At 68.6% G+C, this 16,912-nt stretch carries 17 protein-coding genes; 7 read left to right on the forward strand and 10 right to left on the reverse strand.

Features of this window, described 5'->3' with window-relative positions:
• Positions 1–86: 86 nt before the first annotated feature.
• On the forward strand, positions 87–1,310 hold the full coding sequence (locus tag FFF93_RS14585; protein ID WP_222424627.1) for a multicopper oxidase domain-containing protein: 1,224 nt from the start codon (positions 87–89) through the stop codon (positions 1,308–1,310).
• Between the two features lie 149 nt (positions 1,311–1,459).
• Here FFF93_RS14585 and FFF93_RS14590 read toward each other — a convergent pair whose 3' ends face one another.
• A complete protein-coding gene (locus tag FFF93_RS14590) occupies positions 1,460–1,747 on the reverse strand; it encodes a hypothetical protein (RefSeq protein ID WP_138768275.1) in 288 nt (95 codons plus the stop codon).
• Between the two features lie 369 nt (positions 1,748–2,116).
• Between FFF93_RS14590 and FFF93_RS14595 the strand changes: the two genes are divergently transcribed.
• The 4 genes from FFF93_RS14595 to FFF93_RS14610 all read left to right on the forward strand — a co-directional run bounded on the left by FFF93_RS14595 (position 2,117) and on the right by FFF93_RS14610 (position 6,484).
• A complete protein-coding gene (locus tag FFF93_RS14595) occupies positions 2,117–3,457 on the forward strand; it encodes an ammonium transporter (protein ID WP_186372169.1) in 1,341 nt (446 codons plus the stop codon).
• 64 nt (positions 3,458–3,521) lie between these two features.
• Positions 3,522–5,399, forward strand: a complete 1,878-nt coding sequence (locus FFF93_RS14600) for a Na+/H+ antiporter (protein WP_138768274.1) — start codon at positions 3,522–3,524, stop codon at positions 5,397–5,399.
• A 34-nt stretch (positions 5,400–5,433) separates the two neighbouring features.
• Positions 5,434–5,748, forward strand: a complete 315-nt coding sequence (locus FFF93_RS14605) for a DUF6221 family protein (protein ID WP_138768273.1) — start codon at positions 5,434–5,436, stop codon at positions 5,746–5,748.
• An 85-nt stretch (positions 5,749–5,833) separates the two neighbouring features.
• Complete coding sequence (locus FFF93_RS14610) at positions 5,834–6,484, forward strand: NADPH-dependent F420 reductase (RefSeq protein WP_138768272.1); 651 nt, start codon at positions 5,834–5,836, stop codon at positions 6,482–6,484.
• A 36-nt stretch (positions 6,485–6,520) separates the two neighbouring features.
• On the opposite strand, the gene FFF93_RS14615 is transcribed toward FFF93_RS14610, so the two are convergent.
• Positions 6,521–7,216 carry a hypothetical protein gene (locus FFF93_RS14615; RefSeq protein ID WP_261375171.1) on the reverse strand — a complete coding sequence of 232 codons (696 nt, stop codon included), beginning with the start codon at positions 7,214–7,216 and terminating at the stop codon, positions 6,521–6,523.
• Between the two features lie 287 nt (positions 7,217–7,503).
• Between FFF93_RS14615 and arfB the strand changes: the two genes are divergently transcribed.
• Positions 7,504–7,926 carry an alternative ribosome rescue aminoacyl-tRNA hydrolase ArfB gene (arfB, locus tag FFF93_RS14620; protein WP_138768270.1) on the forward strand — a complete coding sequence of 141 codons (423 nt, stop codon included), beginning with the start codon at positions 7,504–7,506 and terminating at the stop codon, positions 7,924–7,926.
• Positions 7,927–7,962: 36 nt separating this feature from the next.
• Here arfB and FFF93_RS14625 read toward each other — a convergent pair whose 3' ends face one another.
• The 4 genes from FFF93_RS14625 to FFF93_RS14640 form a co-directional block, all read right to left on the reverse strand.
• Positions 7,963–8,565 carry a DUF1992 domain-containing protein gene (locus FFF93_RS14625; protein WP_138768269.1) on the reverse strand — a complete coding sequence of 201 codons (603 nt, stop codon included), beginning with the start codon at positions 8,563–8,565 and terminating at the stop codon, positions 7,963–7,965.
• Between the two features lie 220 nt (positions 8,566–8,785).
• The gene (locus FFF93_RS14630) at positions 8,786–9,667 is read right to left on the reverse strand and encodes an MBL fold metallo-hydrolase (RefSeq protein ID WP_138768268.1); all 882 of its coding nucleotides are present in this window, start codon (positions 9,665–9,667) and stop codon (positions 8,786–8,788) included.
• A gap of 2 nt (positions 9,668–9,669) precedes the next feature.
• On the reverse strand, positions 9,670–11,358 hold the full coding sequence (locus FFF93_RS14635) for a long-chain-fatty-acid--CoA ligase (RefSeq protein ID WP_138768267.1): 1,689 nt from the start codon (positions 11,356–11,358) through the stop codon (positions 9,670–9,672).
• A gap of 82 nt (positions 11,359–11,440) precedes the next feature.
• Positions 11,441–12,220, reverse strand: a complete 780-nt coding sequence (locus FFF93_RS14640; RefSeq protein WP_138770354.1) for an SDR family NAD(P)-dependent oxidoreductase — start codon at positions 12,218–12,220, stop codon at positions 11,441–11,443.
• A 93-nt stretch (positions 12,221–12,313) separates the two neighbouring features.
• Here FFF93_RS14640 and FFF93_RS14645 point away from each other — a divergent pair, with 93 nt between their 5' ends.
• Positions 12,314–12,850 carry a TspO/MBR family protein gene (locus FFF93_RS14645; protein WP_261375172.1) on the forward strand — a complete coding sequence of 179 codons (537 nt, stop codon included), beginning with the start codon at positions 12,314–12,316 and terminating at the stop codon, positions 12,848–12,850.
• A gap of 68 nt (positions 12,851–12,918) precedes the next feature.
• On the opposite strand, the gene FFF93_RS14650 is transcribed toward FFF93_RS14645, so the two are convergent.
• The 4 genes from FFF93_RS14650 to FFF93_RS14665 all read right to left on the reverse strand — a co-directional run bounded on the left by FFF93_RS14650 (position 12,919) and on the right by FFF93_RS14665 (position 16,881).
• Positions 12,919–13,416: an SRPBCC domain-containing protein gene (locus FFF93_RS14650; RefSeq protein WP_138768266.1), complete on the reverse strand. Its 498-nt coding sequence runs from the start codon at positions 13,414–13,416 to the stop codon at positions 12,919–12,921.
• Positions 13,413–13,814 carry a helix-turn-helix transcriptional regulator gene (locus FFF93_RS14655; protein ID WP_138768265.1) on the reverse strand — a complete coding sequence of 134 codons (402 nt, stop codon included), beginning with the start codon at positions 13,812–13,814 and terminating at the stop codon, positions 13,413–13,415. The genes FFF93_RS14650 and FFF93_RS14655 overlap by 4 nt, the downstream gene beginning before the upstream one ends.
• 52 nt (positions 13,815–13,866) lie before the next feature.
• A complete protein-coding gene (locus FFF93_RS14660) occupies positions 13,867–15,861 on the reverse strand; it encodes an ATP-binding protein (RefSeq protein WP_138768264.1) in 1,995 nt (664 codons plus the stop codon).
• Positions 15,862–15,999: 138 nt separating this feature from the next.
• Positions 16,000–16,881 (reverse strand): aldo/keto reductase, encoded by an 882-nt coding sequence (locus FFF93_RS14665; protein WP_138770352.1) that lies wholly within the window; start codon positions 16,879–16,881, stop codon positions 16,000–16,002.
• Positions 16,882–16,912 lie beyond the last annotated feature (31 nt).

The raw sequence follows: 16,912 nt of genomic DNA on the forward strand, positions 1-16,912 counted from the left end.
GAGCACAACCAGTTCGCGAAAGAAGGCGCACCATGGACGGCGGTTTCCCGGCACCTGCACCCCGGCAGTCCAGAAGTCTGCTGACCTTGCCACGGGCCGTCCTGTTGACCCTGGTGCTGGCGCTGATCGCGGTGCTGTCGATGCTTCCGGGCCTGATCGGCTCGGCGGCCGACACTTTTGCGGCCAAGGGCAAGTACGTCCCGCAGCTCAGGACCTACTACATCGGCGCGGACGAGGCGGACTGGAACTACGCCCCCAGCGGGTCCAACCAGCTCACGGGCGAGCCGTTCGACGAGACAGCCGCCGTCTTTACCAGCCAGGGACCCGACCGCATCGGCACCACTTACATCAAGTCCCTGTACCGGGAGTACACCGACTCCTCATTCCGGACCCTGAAGCCGCGCAGTGCAGCCGACCAGCACCTCGGCATGCTGGGCCCGGTTATCCGGGCCGCCGTCGGGGACACCATCAAGGTGGTGTTCAAGAACAACCTGGACCGCCCGGCCGCCGTTCACGTGCACGGCGTGTTCTACGACAAGGCCAACGAGGGCGCCCCCTATAACGACGGCACCGGCCCGGCGCAGAAGGGCGACGACGCCGTCGCGCCCGGAGGCGTCTACAGCTACAGCTACCAGGTCCCGGACCGGGCCGGCCCCGGGCCCATGGACGGCAGCTCGGTCATGTGGATGTACCACTCGCACACCGACGAGGTGGGCGACGACTACGCAGGCCTCGTGGGTCCGATGGTCATCACCAGGGCCGAGGCGGCCCGGGCCGACGGCACCCCGGACGACGTTGACCGTGAATTCTTCGTCCAGTTCAAGGTCAGCGATGAGAACGCCAGCCCCTATCTGCGTCGCAACATCCAGCGCTTCGCCGGGGACCCCGGCACGGTGGACACCGCGAACGAGGAATTCGTCGAAAGCAACCTCATGCACAGCGTCAACGGCTACGTCTTCGGCAACCTGCCGTTGGAGGCCATGACGATGAAAAAGGGCGAACGGGTGCGCTGGTATTTGATGGGCATGGGCACCGAAGTGGACCTGCACACCCCGCACTGGCACGGCAGCACGGTAACCGCACTGGGAATGCGCACCGACGTCGTGAGCCTGCTGCCGGCGACCATGGTCACCGCCGACATGGTCCCCGATGATCCTGGCACCTGGCTCTTCCACTGCCACGTCAACGACCACATCACCGCCGGGATGCTGGTCCGCTACCGCGTTCTCGACGCGGGCAAGCCCGGCAACGGCAACGGCAACGGCAACGGCAACGGCAACGGCAACAATAGCCACACCGGTCACTCCTGAGCGGACCCGATCTCCCGGTTGACGGCGGGCATAATCTCCGTGGCCAGCAACTCGATGGAACGCGCGGTCTCGGCAAAGGGCAGCCCGCCGCGTCCGATCTGGGCCAGGTAGCGGCTGTTTCCGAGGGTGGGATGGATTCAAGCAGCTTCTCAATGACCTGCTGGGGGCTTCCCACCAGGAGGCCGCCGCCGAGCTCGGTCCGTTCCGGCGTCGGCCGCGCTCTGGCGGTAGAGCTCCACGAGGCGGCGGAACCGGGCGGGCCCGGACAGCGGCGCTACGAAAAGCGGCAGGGTCTGCGTCAGCCGGCCCTGCCAGTCCACGACGGCGTGCTCCCGCAGCTCCAGCAGCATCTGCAGTTTCTCCTCGAAGAGGGCGTGGTAATCCTCCAGGCGGTGGCCGAACAGCGGGTAGGACTCCGCAAAGGCGCCCCGGCCCACGATGATTTCGGGCGCGGCCGTCGGAGATCAGGTCCAGCGTGGCGAACTAACCCCAGACCCGTCTGGTCGGCCAGCTTCGCCAGCTCGATGATCTCCTTCAACATTCCGCGGCCCGCTTCGACGGTTCCGTGCGCGCTCGACGCCGGGAAACATCGAGCGCGCAGGGAACCGTCGAAACGGCGCAGGAGAGCGCCCGTTAACATGCCCGAAACATGTCCGTGACGCCGTCTTCACACAATGCCAATTCCTGTAACTTCCCGGCAACGTAGTTCCCGACTGCCTGAAACACGGCCCCGGGAGGATTGAACCCGGTTGGGGGCCGGAGGCGGAGTGTCCCGGTACGGCGATTTGTTGAGAAGGGACACGCAGGTGGAACTCACCGCGGGAAACATCTGGATCATGGTCTCGGCGGCCCTTGCGCTGCTCATGACCCCGGCCCTGGGCCTCTTCTACGGCGGCATGACCCGCGCCAAGGCCTCACTGAACATGATCATGATGAGCTTCGTCTCGGCCGGCATCGTCGGTGTGGTCTGGGTGCTTTGGGGCTACTCGATGACCAGCGGCAAGGGCGTCCTGGGCATTTTCGGGGACCCGTTCGCCAGCTTCGGGCTGAACGGGCTCATGGGCTCCCCGGACCTCCTCAAGGCCGGCTTCAGCGCAACCTTCGCGATCATCACCGTCGCCCTGATCAGCGGTGCCATCGCCGACCGTGCCAAGTTCACCGCCTGGGTGCTCTTCGTGCCGGTCTGGATCACCCTCGTCTACTGCCCGCTGGCCTTTATGGTCTGGGGCGGCGGCCTGATGAGCGCCGGCGGGGCCGTGAGCTCCGTCTTCGGCCAGGTGATCGACTTCGCCGGCGGCACCGTGGTCGAAATCAGCTCGGGCACCGCAGCCCTGGTGCTGGTCATGATCCTGGGCAACCGCCACGGCTTCGGCAAGGACCCGGCCCACCGGCCGCACAACATCCCGTTCGTCATGCTCGGCGCCGGCATCCTCTGGTTCGGCTGGTTCGGCTTCAACGCCGGTGCCGCGACGACGGTGGAGCAGGCCGGCCTAATATGGGTCAACACCCTCGCCGCCCCGGCCGCGGCCATGCTCAGCTGGCTGGTGGCCGAGAAGGTCCGCCACGGCCACCCCACCTCGCTCGGCGCTGCGTCCGGCGTCGTGGCCGGACTGGTTGCGATCACGCCCTCCTGCGCCAATGTCAGCCCGCTGGCCGCGATTGGCCTGGGCCTGGTGGCCGGCGCCGCCTGCTGCGTCTTCGTGGACCTGAAGTTCAAGTTCGGCTTCGATGACTCGCTCGACGTCGTCGGCGTGCACCTCGGCGGCGGGCTGATCGGAACGCTGGCGCTCGGCTTCATCGCCCTGCCGGCGGACGGCCAGGGTGGCGGGCTCTTCTACGGCGGGGGGCTGCACCAGCTGGTTGCCCAGACGGTAGCCGTGTTGATCACCGTCACGCTTTCCGGGCTGGGCACGGCGGTCATCGGCCTTGCACTGCACCGGACCATCGGTTTCCGCGTCAGCCACGAGGCCGAGGTGGCCGGTGTGGACCGCTCGGAGCACGCCGAGACCGCCTACGAATTCGATGGACTGGCGCACAGCCGCTTCAACCCGTTCGGCCACCCCGTCCAGGCGCACCACGCCGCCGCCGCGCAGCACAGCCCGCAGCACGGCCAGACGGAGCGTGCAAGGGAAGACAGCTTCGCGTAACGTTGCGGGGCCGCCCGTAAGCCCGTCGGCATCCGCCGAACGACCAGCCTGACAGAATGACCTAATGGAACTCGCCCTCGGACTCCTGGTGCTCGTGGCCGTTGTCTGTGCCGGCAGCGCCCTCGGCCGGAAGCTCAACGTCTCCGTTCCGCTGCTGCTGGTGCTGGCCGGTGTCGCGGGGTCCTTCCTCCCCTTTGTCCCGCATATTGAGCTGAACCCGGAACTGGTCCTCGTCGGGCTGCTGCCGCCACTGCTCTATGCCGCCGCGCTGCGGACCTCGCTCTTCGACTTCGGCTCCAACCGGCGTGCCATCGGGCTGCTCTCGGTGGGTTACGTCATCTTCGGAACCCTTGCCGTGGGCTTCGTGGTGTGGTGGCTGTTCCCGGAAATTCCGCTGGCCGCCGCGATCGCCCTCGGCGCCGTGGTGGCGCCGCCCGACGCCGTGGCCGCAACCGCCATCGCCCGGAAGGTGGGCATGCCCCGCCGGATCGTTACCATCCTGGAGGGCGAATCCCTGATCAACGACGCCACCGCGCTGGTCTGCCTCCGCGCCGCCATCGCGGCGATCGCCGGGACCGTGTCCGCGGCCGGGATCGCCGGCGGCTTCCTGCTCGCGGCAGGCGGCGGACTGGTGGTCGGATTGGCGGCCGCCTACGTACTGACCGAGCTCCGCAAGCGGATCCGCAACGTCGCGATCAACACCACGACGTCGCTGATGGCCCCGTTCGTCGCCTACCTCCCGGCCGAGGCGATCCACGCTTCCGGCGTCCTCGCCGTCGTCGTCACCGGGCTGGTGATGGGAACCAAGGCGCCCTCCATGCCCAACGGCGCGGCCCGGCTGAGCCAGCGCAGCAACTGGAACACGGTGCAGTTCCTGCTGGAAAACTCCGTGTTCCTGCTGATCGGGCTGCAGGTCCGGACGATCATCGAGGGCATCCAGGATGACTCGCTGGGCGCCGGACGGATCTGGGCGGGCTGCGCGGTGATCCTGCTGGCGGTGTTGCTGCTCCGGCCGGTGTGGGTCTTCCCGGCGACGTACCTGCCCCGGCTGATCCCGTCCGTGCGGCGGAGGGACCCGGCGCCGCCGTGGCAGATCCCGGCGATCGTGTCCTGGGCCGGGATGCGCGGGGTGGTGACGCTGGCCGCGGTGCTGGTGTTGCCGGCGGACCTCGAACATCGTTCCGTGTTGATCCTGGCCGCGATGGTGGTGGTCGGCGGAACGTTGACGCTGCAGGGCTTCACCTTGCCGGCGTTGGTGCGGCTGCTCCGCGTGCAGGGTCCGGACCAGCGCGAGGATGCCCTGAACCAGGCTTCGCTGATGCAGCTGGCCACCGCCGCCGGCGTGGAACGGCTGCAGGAACTGCGGACCGACAGCGATCCGCCGGAGGTGGTGGCGATGCTCAAGCGGCGGACCCAGGAGCGCGGGCTGGCGGCCTGGGAGCGGCTGGGTAGGCCGACGTCGGAGGCCGCGACCCCGAGCCAGCGCTACGCCGAATTGCGGCTGGCCATGCTGGAGGCGGAACGGGCCAAAGTGCTGGAGCTGCGCCGCGGCGGCGAGTACGCCCACGAGGTCCTCAGCGAGGTCCTGGACCGGCTCGACGTGGAGGAATCCATGCTCGACATCTCGTTGGAGGAACTGGACACTGCCGGCGACGGCGGCGGCGGGGAAGGGATCGCAAGGCCCGGCGGTGTCTGCGGGCACCTCGAATCCGCCCCGGACCCGGAAGTGCCGCGCGACCCCTTCTGCGCGGACTGCCGCCGCGAAGGCACGACGCCGGTCCACCTCAGGATGTGCCTGGCGTGCGGGTCGGTGGGCTGCTGCGACTCCTCGCCCGGAACGCATGCCTCCCGGCACTTCGAGGCCACCGGCCACCCGGTCATGCGCAGCATCGAGCCGGGCGAAGACTGGCGCTGGTGCTATGAGGACGACCTGCTGGGATGATGCCAAGGCCGCCCGCCGCGCGTACTCTCGGTTTGTGGACATTGTCGAGTTTCTGTCCGAGCGTATTTCCGAGGACGAGGCCGCGGCCCGGACCCTGCTCAGCGACCGGACCGTTTCCAAGTCCGGCGAATGGTACGAACAGCGCCTGCTGCTCGAATGCGAGGCGAAGCGGCGGCTGATCGGCGTCGTCGAGGCTGCACGGCAGTCGGCGCTGGCCGCGATGGTCAGCGATGCCCTCCAGGAGCACTGGGCCCCGCGGTCCCTGGACTGGATGGAGCGCTCGCTCCAGGCCCTGGCGCTGCCGTACTTCGACCATCCGGACTTTGAGCAGGGCTGGCTGCGGCCCTGAGGGCGGCAGTGCGCCGGCGTTGAATACACCTGCCTGAAATACCCCTGCGTGAAATATCCGCGGCCGGGATGCCGTTGGGCCGGATATGACAACAATCGGAATCATCGGTGCAGGACACATTGGCAGCCAAATCGCGCGGAAGGCAGTGCAGCTCGGCTACGACGTTGTGATCAGCAACTCCCGGGGCCCGGAAACCCTGACGGCACTCGTCGCCGAACTGGGGCCCCATGCCCGCGCGGCCACAGCGGCGGAAGCCGCCGCGGCCGGGGATTTCGCCGTCGTGACCGTCCCGCTGAAGAACATCAAGGACATCCCGGCCGAGCCCTTGGCGGGCAAGATCGTGATCGACACGAACAACTACTACTGGGAGCGCGACGGTCGGTTCCCGGCGCTGGACAACGGCGAGGCCACCACGTCGGGGCTGCTGCAGGAGCACCTGCCCGGCGCCAAGGTCGCCAAGGGCTTCAACCACATCATGGCCACCCAGATCACCACCGACGGCACGCCCGCCGGCACGGAGAACCGCCGCGCGCTGGCAACCGCGAGCGACTTTCCGGAGGCCGCCGAGCTCGTGACCCGGCTCTACGATGAGTTCGGCTTCGACGCCGTCAACATCGGCCCGCTGTCCGAAAGCTGGCGCGTGGAACGGGACCGCCCGGCCTACGTGGCCCGCCAGAACGCCGCCGAACTGCGGGACAACCTGGCGAAAGCGCCCCGCACCGTCTCCGCGCACTAGGGACCGCAACGGCGACGGCGGGACCTCCCGCCGTCGTCACCGCGCGGTCGGCGTTCCGGCGCCGACCCGCGGATCCCTCCGGGCCCAGGCGCTGGCCAGCAGCCACGCCGACCACACCAGAACCAAGACGATCCCCGCCAGCGTGGGGATGGCGTTCGCTGAGGCGAAACCCTCGGCCCCAATGATCCAGCCCTGCGCAACATAGGCGGCGCCGGACAGCGCCATCAGGTACCCGACCGGCCGGGAAACACGGCCGGTCCCTGCAACCACGGCACCGGTAAGGACCAGGGCCGCCCCGAGCACGAAGCTCTGGTAGCTGCGCATGCCCCATTCCAGCCAGCGGATGCCTTCGGCGGTAGCAAACTGGCTGGCCTTCGCCGGTTCCGCGGCGGCGGCCCAGGCATCCACGGCATGTTTCAGCGCAACCCCGTCCACGGCCTGGAGCACCGCGTAGAGAGCCAGCGCTGTCACCGCCGCGACCGTGGCGAACCGGGCCGTCCAGGCCAAGGCACCGTCCGGCGGGGTCAGGACGACCAGCAGGACCAGCAGCCCCGCGATCAGCAGCGCCATGCCGACGAACTGGCCCAGGTGCACCGCCGTCCAGATGGTGCTGCGGGCGTACTCCGCAAAGGTCGCGGGGTGGTCGTTCGCATTGGCGGAATCGGCATGGAACAGCCCGGCGACCAGGGACACGACGACGCCGGCAAACGCCAGTGCGGCGGCCAGGTGCAAGGGTGCGCGGTGCGGTGTCCGCCGCCCCGATGCCGCGGGACTGTCCGGCCGGGAGCTTTGATTTCCCTCGGACCCGAGTTGCTTCATGGGCATCGCCCGCTTCGTGACGGCGCGCGGCTGCGCGCTGGGTGCGTTTAAGCGCAGGGTACGCCGGTTGCGCCCGCGGGGCCACCGTGTCCTGCGGCCCGGGATCTTGCCGCCAGCCCCGCCAGTCCCGCCGGCAACAACGGGACGCCGGCACGCGGATGGCGGGACACCCGCACGGATATCGTGCGAGGCTAGGGGGTATGGATCTGGAGGTGCCGCCCGCGCTCACGATCCCGGCGTCCGAACTCGGCTGGCGGTTTTCGCGGTCGTCCGGGCCGGGCGGCCAGCACGTCAACACCTCGGACAGCCGCGTCGAGCTGTCCTGGAATGTCGCCGAGTCCGGGGTGCTTTCGGACGGCCAACGGTTGCGGCTGGTCACGCGGCTGGGACAACGCCTCGTCGACGGGGTGCTCACGGTATCCGCGTCCGAGCGGCGCTCCCAGCTGCGCAACCGCGAGATCGCCCTGGCCAAGCTTTCCGCCCTCGTGGCAGAAGGCCTTGCTCCTGAGCCGGCCCGCCGCCGCGCCACAAAACCCACCCGGGCCTCGAACCGCCGCCGCCTCGCAGCGAAAGAGCAACGGGCAGCGACGAAGCAGCAGCGAAGGCGGCCGCCCGCCGAGTGACGCCGGACGGCCGGGAATGATTTGCCGCGCCTGCGCCTAGCCTCGGCTCCCGAGGCGCCGCCACCAGGGCCGCCGGGGTTCCGGTTCGGGCGCTGCAGCGGCAGCCGCGGCAGCCAGCGCGGCCCGGCGTTCGCGCCACCTCGCCAGCTCCGCGTCGACGTCGCGGGTCCGCGTGACCACCGGCGGCCCACCCTGAAGCTGCCTCCGGGCGTCGATCACCCGGGTGTTGAAGTCCGCCAGGATGTCCCGCACCTGTTTCTCCGAGAACTGCTCGTCCAGGCGGTCATCTAGTGCGGCATCCTCGGTGCGCAGCAGGATGGCCGTCGGGCCCAGCCCGGTGATGTTCTCGCGCTGGAGTAGCCCCTTCACCCACCAGTCCGGGTCGTACACCTCGCCGAGGCCCGGGACGGGTTTGCCGGCGTACTTCAGGTTGTCGAACTTACCCTGGGCCATGGCGTCGCGGATCAGGTATTCGGCCTTGGCGGCGTCGTCCACCGCGGCCCGTTTCTGCCGGAGTTCCTCCTCGGCCGCGCTGAGCTCGTCATTTTCCTGGACCGTGCTGCCGCTGGCCCGGATCGAGCGCAACTCCGCCGCCCGTTCCACCCGGCGCCGGAACGCCGAGCCTCCCCCGCCGCTCATGGGCCACCGTCCTTCCCGCCTGCGCGAATCCCGGGGCTGTGCCCGGGTTTGCCTTCCAGTATGCGCAACGACCGGGCGGCGGCAAAAGGTGCGGCCTCGATGAGATGGGAACCTGACACCCCGGTAACGCGGCGTTAATCCGCCCGTGCGAGGCTGGTGACTTCATCGCGGCGCACTAGGCCTTGCGCCGCCGGCCCGGCAGGACATGCCCCGGGGCTTGTCAGTCCCCGTCCATGCAGAGTACGAAGTCGGGAAACACGTGCCGTCCCGGCCGTCCGTCCACCTCGTCGATGGCCCGCCGGAGGTCCCCCAGTTGGTCCACGGTCATCTGCAGCGGGGGCTCGTCCGGCTGGTAGGTGGTGTAGACCGGGTAGTCGACGCCGGGCGCCCCAGTCATCTCAATGTGGCAGCCCAGGACGTGGCTGACCGGGTTCGCCGCGCAGAAACGCACCAGCAGGTCGATGGTGCGGACGAAGGCCGGCCAGTCGTGGATATAGAGGCGTCCGGGGTAGACGGTGTCGCCGGTCAGCAGGAACCCGGTGTACCTGTCGTAGAAGGTGACAGCGGCGCTGTGGTGCCCGGGGCTCGGCCAGCATTGCAGCACCCGCCCGCCCAGGTCCACCCGGGCCGGCGGGCCGCCGCCGTCGTCGTCCTCAAATCCGAAGAAGTCCCACGCGCTGGGCTGCCCGGCGTCCACCACGAGGGTACCGGGCCGGCCGGCGAACTGGCCGTCCCCCGCAACATGGTCGCCGTGCGGATGCGTGTGCAGGACCAGCAGCCCGTAGCCGTCGCGCGGGTGGGCTGCGAGCCAGGCCTCCATCAGGCCGTCGACGACGCGGCGGAGCGGGAAGAACTCGGCTGCGGCGGTGGCCCCGGTGTCGATCAGCACGGCCCGGGCATTGCCGAACAGCAGGAACATAAACGGCGCCTCGTAGTTAACCGCCATGTTCTGGCGGAGCACGAAGGTGTGTTCATCGTAGGCGTGGACCTGGATGTCCGGATCCGTGTTGTGCTTCGCGGACTCCGAGCCGTGGATCCAGGACACGTCGAGGGTGCCGGGCCGGGGCACGACGGAGGTGAAGTCGATCGCTGGAGCGCCCATCGCTACAGCCCCGGCAGGACCTGTTCGCGGACCTGCTTCCGGAGGATCTTGCCGAGCATCGAGCGCGGCAGGTCCTGGATGGGGACGATCCGGCGCGGAACCTTGTAGCCGGCGAGGTGCTCGCGGCAGTGGAGGCGCAGCGCTTCCTCGTCCAGTGCGGTGCCCGGTTCCAGTTCGACGGCGGCCACCACCAGTTCGCCGCCGCGTTCCAGCGGCTTGCCCACGACGGCGGCGTCCCGGACGTCCGGGTGCAGGCGCAGCACGGCTTCGACCTCGGTGGGCGAGACGTTGAAGCCACCGGTGATGATGAGTTCCTTGGCCCGGTCCACCACGGTGGTGAAGCCGTCCTCGTCCACGGTCACCACGTCGCCGGTTCGCAGCCAGCCGTCGGCGGTGAGGGTCTTCGCGGTCTCTTCCGGGTTGTTCCAGTAGCCCTGGAACACCTGCGGGCCCTTGATCAGCAGTTCGCCGGGCTGGCCTTGCGGGACCTCCACGGCGGGGTTTTCGAGGTCGACGACCTTCATGAGGGTTGAGGGGAACGGCACCCCGATGGTGCCGGTGCGGCGGGTCGGGTGGAAGGGGTTGCCGAGCGCCACCGGGGAGGATTCGGTCATACCGTAGCCCTCAACGAGCAGGCCGCCGGAGACCGATTCCCAGAGCTCCACCACGTGGTCCGGCAGGTTCATGGCGCCGGAAATGCAGTACTTGCAGGACCGCAGCGAGACGCCTTTCTCCTTCGCGGCCATGGCGGTGCGCTCGTAGATCGGCGGGACCGCACAGTAGATGGTGGCGGGCGATTTCTTCATCGCTGCCAGCACCAGGTCCGGGTCGAACTTGGGGAAGAGGACCAGCAGGCCCTGCTTGCGGATGCCGTAGGTCAGGTAGAGCGTCATGCCGAAGGCGTGGAACATCGGCAGGATCGCATAGAAGACTTCCTTGCGGTACTCGGCGCCGGCCATCCAGGCCTCGCCCTGCAGAGCGTTGGCGTAGAGGTTGAAGTGCGTGAGCATCGCCCCCTTGGGCCGGCCGGTGGTGCCCGAGGTGTACTGGATGGCGGCGAGGTCGGTTACCGCGGGGCGCGGGTGCGCGGGGTCGATCCGGCCGTGGCCGAGGAGTTCCTTCCAGGGCATGGTTCCGGGTGCGGGGGCCGTCAATGACGCCCGTGTCTCGCGCAGCTTCTTCACCGGCAGGGACAGGGCGATGCGCTTGGCCGCGGGGAAGGCCTCCAGCAGGTTGACCGAGACCACGTGGTCGATTTCGATGTCCGCCGGGAACTCGCGGACCGCGGCCGCGGCCTTGTCCCAGGCGATCACGACGCGGGCCTGGTGGTCCTCGAACTGGTGGCGGAGTTCGCGGGACGTGTACAGCGGGTTGTGCTCGACCACGACGGCGCCCAGGCGCAGCACCGCGTAGAAGGCGACGACGTGCTGCGGGCAGTTGGGCAGGATCAGGGCAACCCGGTCGCCGGCCCGGACACCGAGCCGGCGCAGGCCCTCGGCGGCCCGGTCCACCTGTTCGCCGAGCTCGGTGTAGCTGGTCCGGCGGCCGAAGAATTCCAGGGCGGGGGCGCTGCCTGCCTCCGCCACGGACCGCTCCAGCATTGCCACCAGCGACTCCGTGGGCAGTTCAATCTCGGCCGGGACCCCCGGCTGGTAGTTCTTCACCCAGGACTGCTGGTCAATATGCTCCATGCCCACATCATTTCGCGAACTGCGCGCCGGGGGCGAATTCTGGCCCGCCGCCCACCCAACTGGCGCGCAGTTGGGTGGGGACCTACAGCGCGGACCAGCCGCCGTCGGACGCGAGAATGGCACCGTTGACGTTGGTGCCGTCGTCGCTGAGCAGGAAGGTGATCGACGCCGCCAGCTGCGCCGCCGTGGCCGGGGTCGGGATGTTGGCGCCCATCAGCGGGCCCAGCCGCTCGGCGGCCAGCTGGGAGCCCCAGTCCGCCACGATGTTGGTGATAGTTGCCCCGGGTGCCACCGCATTGAAGCGCAGGCCCTTCGGCCCGTACATCACGGTGGAGTTCTTGGTCAGGCCGACGACGGCGTGCTTCGACGCGGTGTAGGCGGCACCGGCGGCGGACCCCCGCAGCCCGGCCTCGGAAGTCACGTTGACCACAGAGCCGGTGCCGGCCTCGAGCATCAACGGGACAACGGCGCGGCTCAGGCGCATCAGGGCCGTGACGTTGATCCGGAAGACCCGCTCCCAGACGGCGTCGTCCACCTCGTGGACCGGGGCAAAGTTGTCCATGATGCCCGCGACGTTCGCGAGCGCATCCACGCGCCCGCCCGCGGCGGCCACGACGGTGGCGACGGTCTCCTCGGTGGAGATGTCGCCTGCCACCGGCACAAGATCCAGGCCTGCGTTCTGGGTCACGAGGTCATCTAGGCGTTCCTTGCTGATGTCCGCCGCGACCACCCTGCCGCCCTCCTTCGCGACGCGCAGCGCGGTGGCCAGCCCGATGCCGGAGCCTGCGCCCGTAACGATCACGGTTTTGCCGGCGAAACGGCCCGGAGTGATGGTTTCCTGCCATGAAGCTTCGTTGCCCATGATGTCCTTCCAGACGTAGAGGATGGTGACGACTGCGCAAGGTCCCGCCGTCGTAGTTTGACGGGAGGGCACGCGGTTGTCCACAGTGAGTCAGTGCTCTTGAACGTTGAACAAAGCGCCCGGGGCACCTCTGCCCCCGGCAGCCGCCCGTGGCGGCAGATTGCTGCCCTCGTCGTTTTTCTCGCGGCGTCCCTGGCGGTATCGCTGCTGGGCTCCCTGCCGATCAGGATGAACGGCGGCTGGTACGCGGCGGCAGACAAGGCGCCGTGGACCCCGCCCGCCTGGATGTTCAGCTCGGCCTGGCTGGCGCTCTACGCGGCGATGGCCCTGGCGGCATGGCTCGTCTGGCGGCAGCAGCTCTTCCCGCGCCGGAAGGCCCTTACGGTCTATGCCGGCCTGCTGCTGCTGAATTTGTCGTGGCCGCTAATGTTCTTCGGCCTGTACCCGGTGCTGGGGACCGCCGCCCTGTGGCTGGCGCTGCTGGTGATCGCAGCCCACGCCGCGGTGGCGACCGTTGCCGTGCTGCGCTTCGGGCCGATCAGCACGACGGCGGGCCTGCTGATGCTGCCCTACGTTTCGTGGCTGGTGTTCTCGGCCAGCCTGAACCTGTACGCCGCGGTTCACAACTAGCTCACAGCGGAAGGACGACGGCGGGATACCCGCCGTCCTCCCCCCGTAGTCCTTGCCCCCTGCGGCCGTCAGGCGCGGACGGGTTCGGCGAGGATAGCGTCCACCTGGCCCAGCGCCCCCTTCATGCCTTCCTCCATGCCCATGGCGACGATCTTCTCCATCTGGTCCTCGGTCTCGAAGGTGGAGAGCACCGTCATCCGGGTGCGGTCACCGATCGGTTCGAGCGTCACGACGCCGTGGATCGTGCCCATCTCGGCCACCGGCTCGCCGTTGTCGTCCGAGAAGCCGTCGTCGAACGACAGGCTGTGCGGGGCATCAATGGCGACGAACCGCCACCAGCCGCGGGCCTTCTCTCCGTCGGGGCCGGTCATGTAGTAGCTGGCCTCGCCGCCCGGGACAAAGTCGTGCTTCTCGAAGGTGGCCGGCCAGGTGGGCGGCCCCCACCAGCGCTCCAGCTGGCGCGGATCCTCCCAGATCTGCCAGACACGCTCGACGCCGGCGTCAAACTCCGCGACGACGCTGAGGCTCAGCGCCTCAAGATTCTTGACTGAACTGATGACTGTCATGTCGAACCCTTCCTCTGCTTCTTCACTGGCTTCTGGTTGGCTGCATCCGGCTGGCTTGCGTGGGGTTTTGCTTCTGCAAGCAGGTCCGCGATCCGCTCGGATCGCTGCCGCCAAATGACTTCGTACTCGTCGAGCAGCCTGCGGGCCTTCTGGAGTCCGGCGTGGTTGGCCCGCACAATCTGCTCCCTTCCGCGCTTTTCCTTGGTCACCAGGGAAGCGCGTTCCAGCACCGCCACGTGCTTCTGGACGGCGGCGAAACTCATGGCGTAGAGCGCGGCGAGCCCGGAAACGGAGTACTCCCCGACCGTCACGCGGCGCACGATGTCCCGGCGGGTCGAGTCGGCGAACGCCTGGAACAGGCGGTCCACCGCTTCGTCACTCAACTGATCTACAACCATTTGGTTGTAGAATAGACCTCCGGCTCAGGGCCGTCAATGGGTTGGCGGCGCCTCACCCCATAAACGTACGGTGGACATCGCTCCCGTAGCGGCGGATGATGTCGCGCTTGGCGCTCTTAAAGGCTCCGAGGTCTCCGCCGTGCCCGTGCTGTTCCGCACGGCGCCGGGCGAGTTCGTCCGCGATCACGTCCAGGAAGAGCTCTGCCAGCAACAGCCGGGCTGAATCGCGGAATCGGCCGCGGCCGTCGACGTACAGCTGGACCGTGGGGGCCGCGGTGTTGATGATGACTATCCGTTCCTCGCTGCTGTAGACGGCCCGGTCGGCACTGTTGTGCAGGCTGCGGAACTCATACCCGGTGAAGAGGTCGACGCCATGGTCCCGGACGGGGCGGTGGCCCTCCCGGTGCGCCGTCCCCTGCGGCGCCGCCTGCTGCGCAGCAGGGGTCGCAGCTGCGCCGACGGCCGCCGGTCCTTGGGCGGCCGGTTCTTTGGTGGCCGCCGGGTGCGGCGGCTGCTCTGCGCCGCGGTGCGAGGCGTGCTCGGCGATGACGATTTCGCACAGTGCCCAGTAATCACCGGCCCGGGCCGTGACTTCGCCCCGGCCGCCGGACCGCTCCCCCGTGACGGCCCACTCCAGCCGCCGCGTCTGCCCCAGCGCGGCAACGGCCACCGGCTCCGGGGCGGGCTCCATCCTGATCGAGTCGGGCAGGTCCACCTCGAAGGTGAGCGTGCCGCCGTCGGGCAAACGGGACGGGTCCAGCAGAAGCGACACATGGAACGGGCGCCCCGGCGGACGGTAGTAAAACGGAGTGGTGAAGCGCAGCGCCGCGGGTTGGTCCCCGGACGGGAGACCGGGCCCGGGCTCCGGCGCGGTCTCCAGCCCCAGGTCAACGACGGCGGCCTCGTTCATGTGCTGCAGCAGCTGTTCGATCATTTCTGCGGTGCGGCCGGAGGTGGTGGCGCGCTCCAGATGCGTGAGCTTCTCTTTCTCGGCCTGCACCGCGTCGGCGAGCATCCGGCTGACGGCCCGGGTGAAGGATGCTACGAAGGGATCCCGGGGGTTCAGGCCCTCGCGCTCGTCGCTGATGACCGCCCGGCCGCGGCCCAGCATGCCGATCAGGGCGTCGCAGCGCACCGCGCCGAAGAGGTATTCAGTGCCCACCTGGTTTTCGAAGTCGAACAGCTGGCAGTCCAGGACGGCCTGCCCGGAGAGGACGATGAGGCCGTTGGTGCGTTCGTCGCCCTTGAGTGTCAGTTCGGTGTCCGTGGCGCGTTTGAGCGTGAGGACGAAAGGGTACTCCTGGCCCTCAAAGCTGACACTGCCCGGCAGATCCGGGCCGAGCAGCAGTGCCGCCGGCGGCTCCCGGAACCGGACCGGCTCGCGGTGGTATTCGACCGTTCCCGGGTGCCCGTGCTCCAGCTCGATGCTCCGGCGGCCCAGCACTCCGCGCAGGTAGATGTTGTCGGCAAGGGACTCCAGCAGGGTGCTGTACTGGGTGATCCGGACGTGGGGATTGTCGACGACGACCGTCACCCGGGTGCCGCTGGCGTCAGGCGCTTCGTCGACGCCGAGCCGGGCATAGTCTGCCGGGAAAGCGCGCCGGTCCTCGCCGCCGTCGTCGTAGAGATAACCGCCGTTCTCGCCGCGGAAGACGTCGATCCGGGTGAACCGGCCGCCCTGGATGGTCTCGATCCAGCCGTGGCCCAGGCCGAAGATCGCCTGTTTGAGGCCGCGGCCGAAGTACCCCCGGCCGTCGCCCTCGCCGCGCGCGAGGGGACTGTGCGCACCGCCGTAGCTGAGGATCCTGCCGGCCTGTTCGAAGGACATGCCCTCCGCCTGGTCACTGACCATGATCACCGCGCCGGTATGGTGCCGCTCGTACCGCACGTCGATCCGGCCGCTGGCGTGCGCACCGGTTCGTTCGAGGCGGGCGTAGCTGTCGTCGCTGTTGGTGACCAGCTCCACCAGCGCCTTTTCCACCGAGGCGAAGCGCCGCGAGTCGATTCCAATCACGCGCTGGTCCACTTGGATTTCGGCAACCGTCATGCTGATTCCCTCGCTTACACCTGAAGCTGGTGCGCACCGTCGGTGAACCTGCGGCACTGCACCGGGCCGTTATCTGGAGCGTAGCAGTTCCGCGCTATCTGGGACGGGTGTGCGACGACGACCGGTTCTCTCCTTCCCTCAGGCTTCGGGGATGACCATGGCGAAGCGCTCCTCGCGGGCTTCGTCGGGGTCGGGGCCGCTCCGCCTGCCGGTGTGGAGCGCATCCAGGCCGGCGAGTTCGTCGGCGCTGAGTTCGAAGTCGAACACGTCGAAGTTCTCGGCGATGCGGGCCGGATTCGTTGATTTCGGAATGGCTGAGCGTCCCTGCTGAAGGTGCCACCGAAGCATCACCTGTGCAGGGGTCTTGCTGTGCTTCTGGCCGATGGCGCCGATCGTGGCGTCCGCCATCACGTTCTTGCGGTCCTCGCCCCACCCCGGGTAGAACGTAATCCCTCCGATCGGCGACCAGGCCTGGGTGAGGATCCCGTGCCCGGCGTCGGCCGCCTGTACGTCCGGCTGGGTGAAGTAGGGGTGCAGCTCGACCTGGTTCACGGCCGGGATGACGTCGGTGGACTCAAGCAGCTGCTTCAGGTGGTGCGGCATGAAGTTGCTGACACCGATCGCCCGGACGCGTCCGTCACCGAGCAGGGTTTCCAGCGCCTTGTAGGCCGCGATGGTTTTTTCGAACCGGTCAGGGGCGGGCTGGTGCAGGATGAACAGGTCGAGGTAGTCGACGCCGAGCTTGCCTGCCGCCTTGTCCCAGGCGTGCAGGGTCTGGTCGTAGCCGTAGTCACTAACCCAGACCTTGGTCTCGATGAACACCTCCGCACGGTCCAGGCCGGAGTTGTGGATGCCTTCGCCAACCTGCCGCTCGTTGCCATACGCGGCGGCAGTGTCGATGTGCCGGTAGCCGGTGGCCAGGGCGGCCTCGACCGCCACAGTGGTCTGCTCTGGCGGGCTTTGGAAGACGCCGAGGCCGAGGGCTGGCATCGTGACGCCGTTGTTGAGTGTGAGTTCCATGTTCATGCCTTTCACGGTATCGAGGTGTTCG

This window comes from Arthrobacter sp. KBS0702 (assembly GCF_005937985.2).
Taxonomy (GTDB): Bacteria; Actinomycetota; Actinomycetes; order Actinomycetales; family Micrococcaceae; genus Arthrobacter.

Excerpts from the sequence above, each read along its gene's own strand:
- FFF93_RS14600 (WP_138768274.1), top strand. The coding sequence starts at position 3,522 with ATGGAACTCGCCCTCGGACTCCTGGTGCTCGTGGCCGTTGTCTGTGCC.
- FFF93_RS14610 (WP_138768272.1), top strand. The coding sequence starts at position 5,834 with ATGACAACAATCGGAATCATCGGTGCAGGACACATTGGCAGCCAAATC.
- arfB (WP_138768270.1), top strand. The coding sequence starts at position 7,504 with ATGGATCTGGAGGTGCCGCCCGCGCTCACGATCCCGGCGTCCGAACTC.
- FFF93_RS14625 (WP_138768269.1), bottom strand. The coding sequence starts at position 8,565 with ATGAGCGGCGGGGGAGGCTCGGCGTTCCGGCGCCGGGTGGAACGGGCG.
- FFF93_RS14630 (WP_138768268.1), bottom strand. The coding sequence starts at position 9,667 with ATGGGCGCTCCAGCGATCGACTTCACCTCCGTCGTGCCCCGGCCCGGC.
- FFF93_RS14635 (WP_138768267.1), bottom strand. The coding sequence starts at position 11,358 with ATGGAGCATATTGACCAGCAGTCCTGGGTGAAGAACTACCAGCCGGGG.
- FFF93_RS14640 (WP_138770354.1), bottom strand. The coding sequence starts at position 12,220 with ATGGGCAACGAAGCTTCATGGCAGGAAACCATCACTCCGGGCCGTTTC.
- FFF93_RS14650 (WP_138768266.1), bottom strand. The coding sequence starts at position 13,416 with ATGACAGTCATCAGTTCAGTCAAGAATCTTGAGGCGCTGAGCCTCAGC.
- FFF93_RS14655 (WP_138768265.1), bottom strand. The coding sequence starts at position 13,814 with ATGGTTGTAGATCAGTTGAGTGACGAAGCGGTGGACCGCCTGTTCCAG.
- FFF93_RS14660 (WP_138768264.1), bottom strand. The coding sequence starts at position 15,861 with ATGACGGTTGCCGAAATCCAAGTGGACCAGCGCGTGATTGGAATCGAC.
- FFF93_RS14665 (WP_138770352.1), bottom strand. The coding sequence starts at position 16,881 with ATGGAACTCACACTCAACAACGGCGTCACGATGCCAGCCCTCGGCCTC.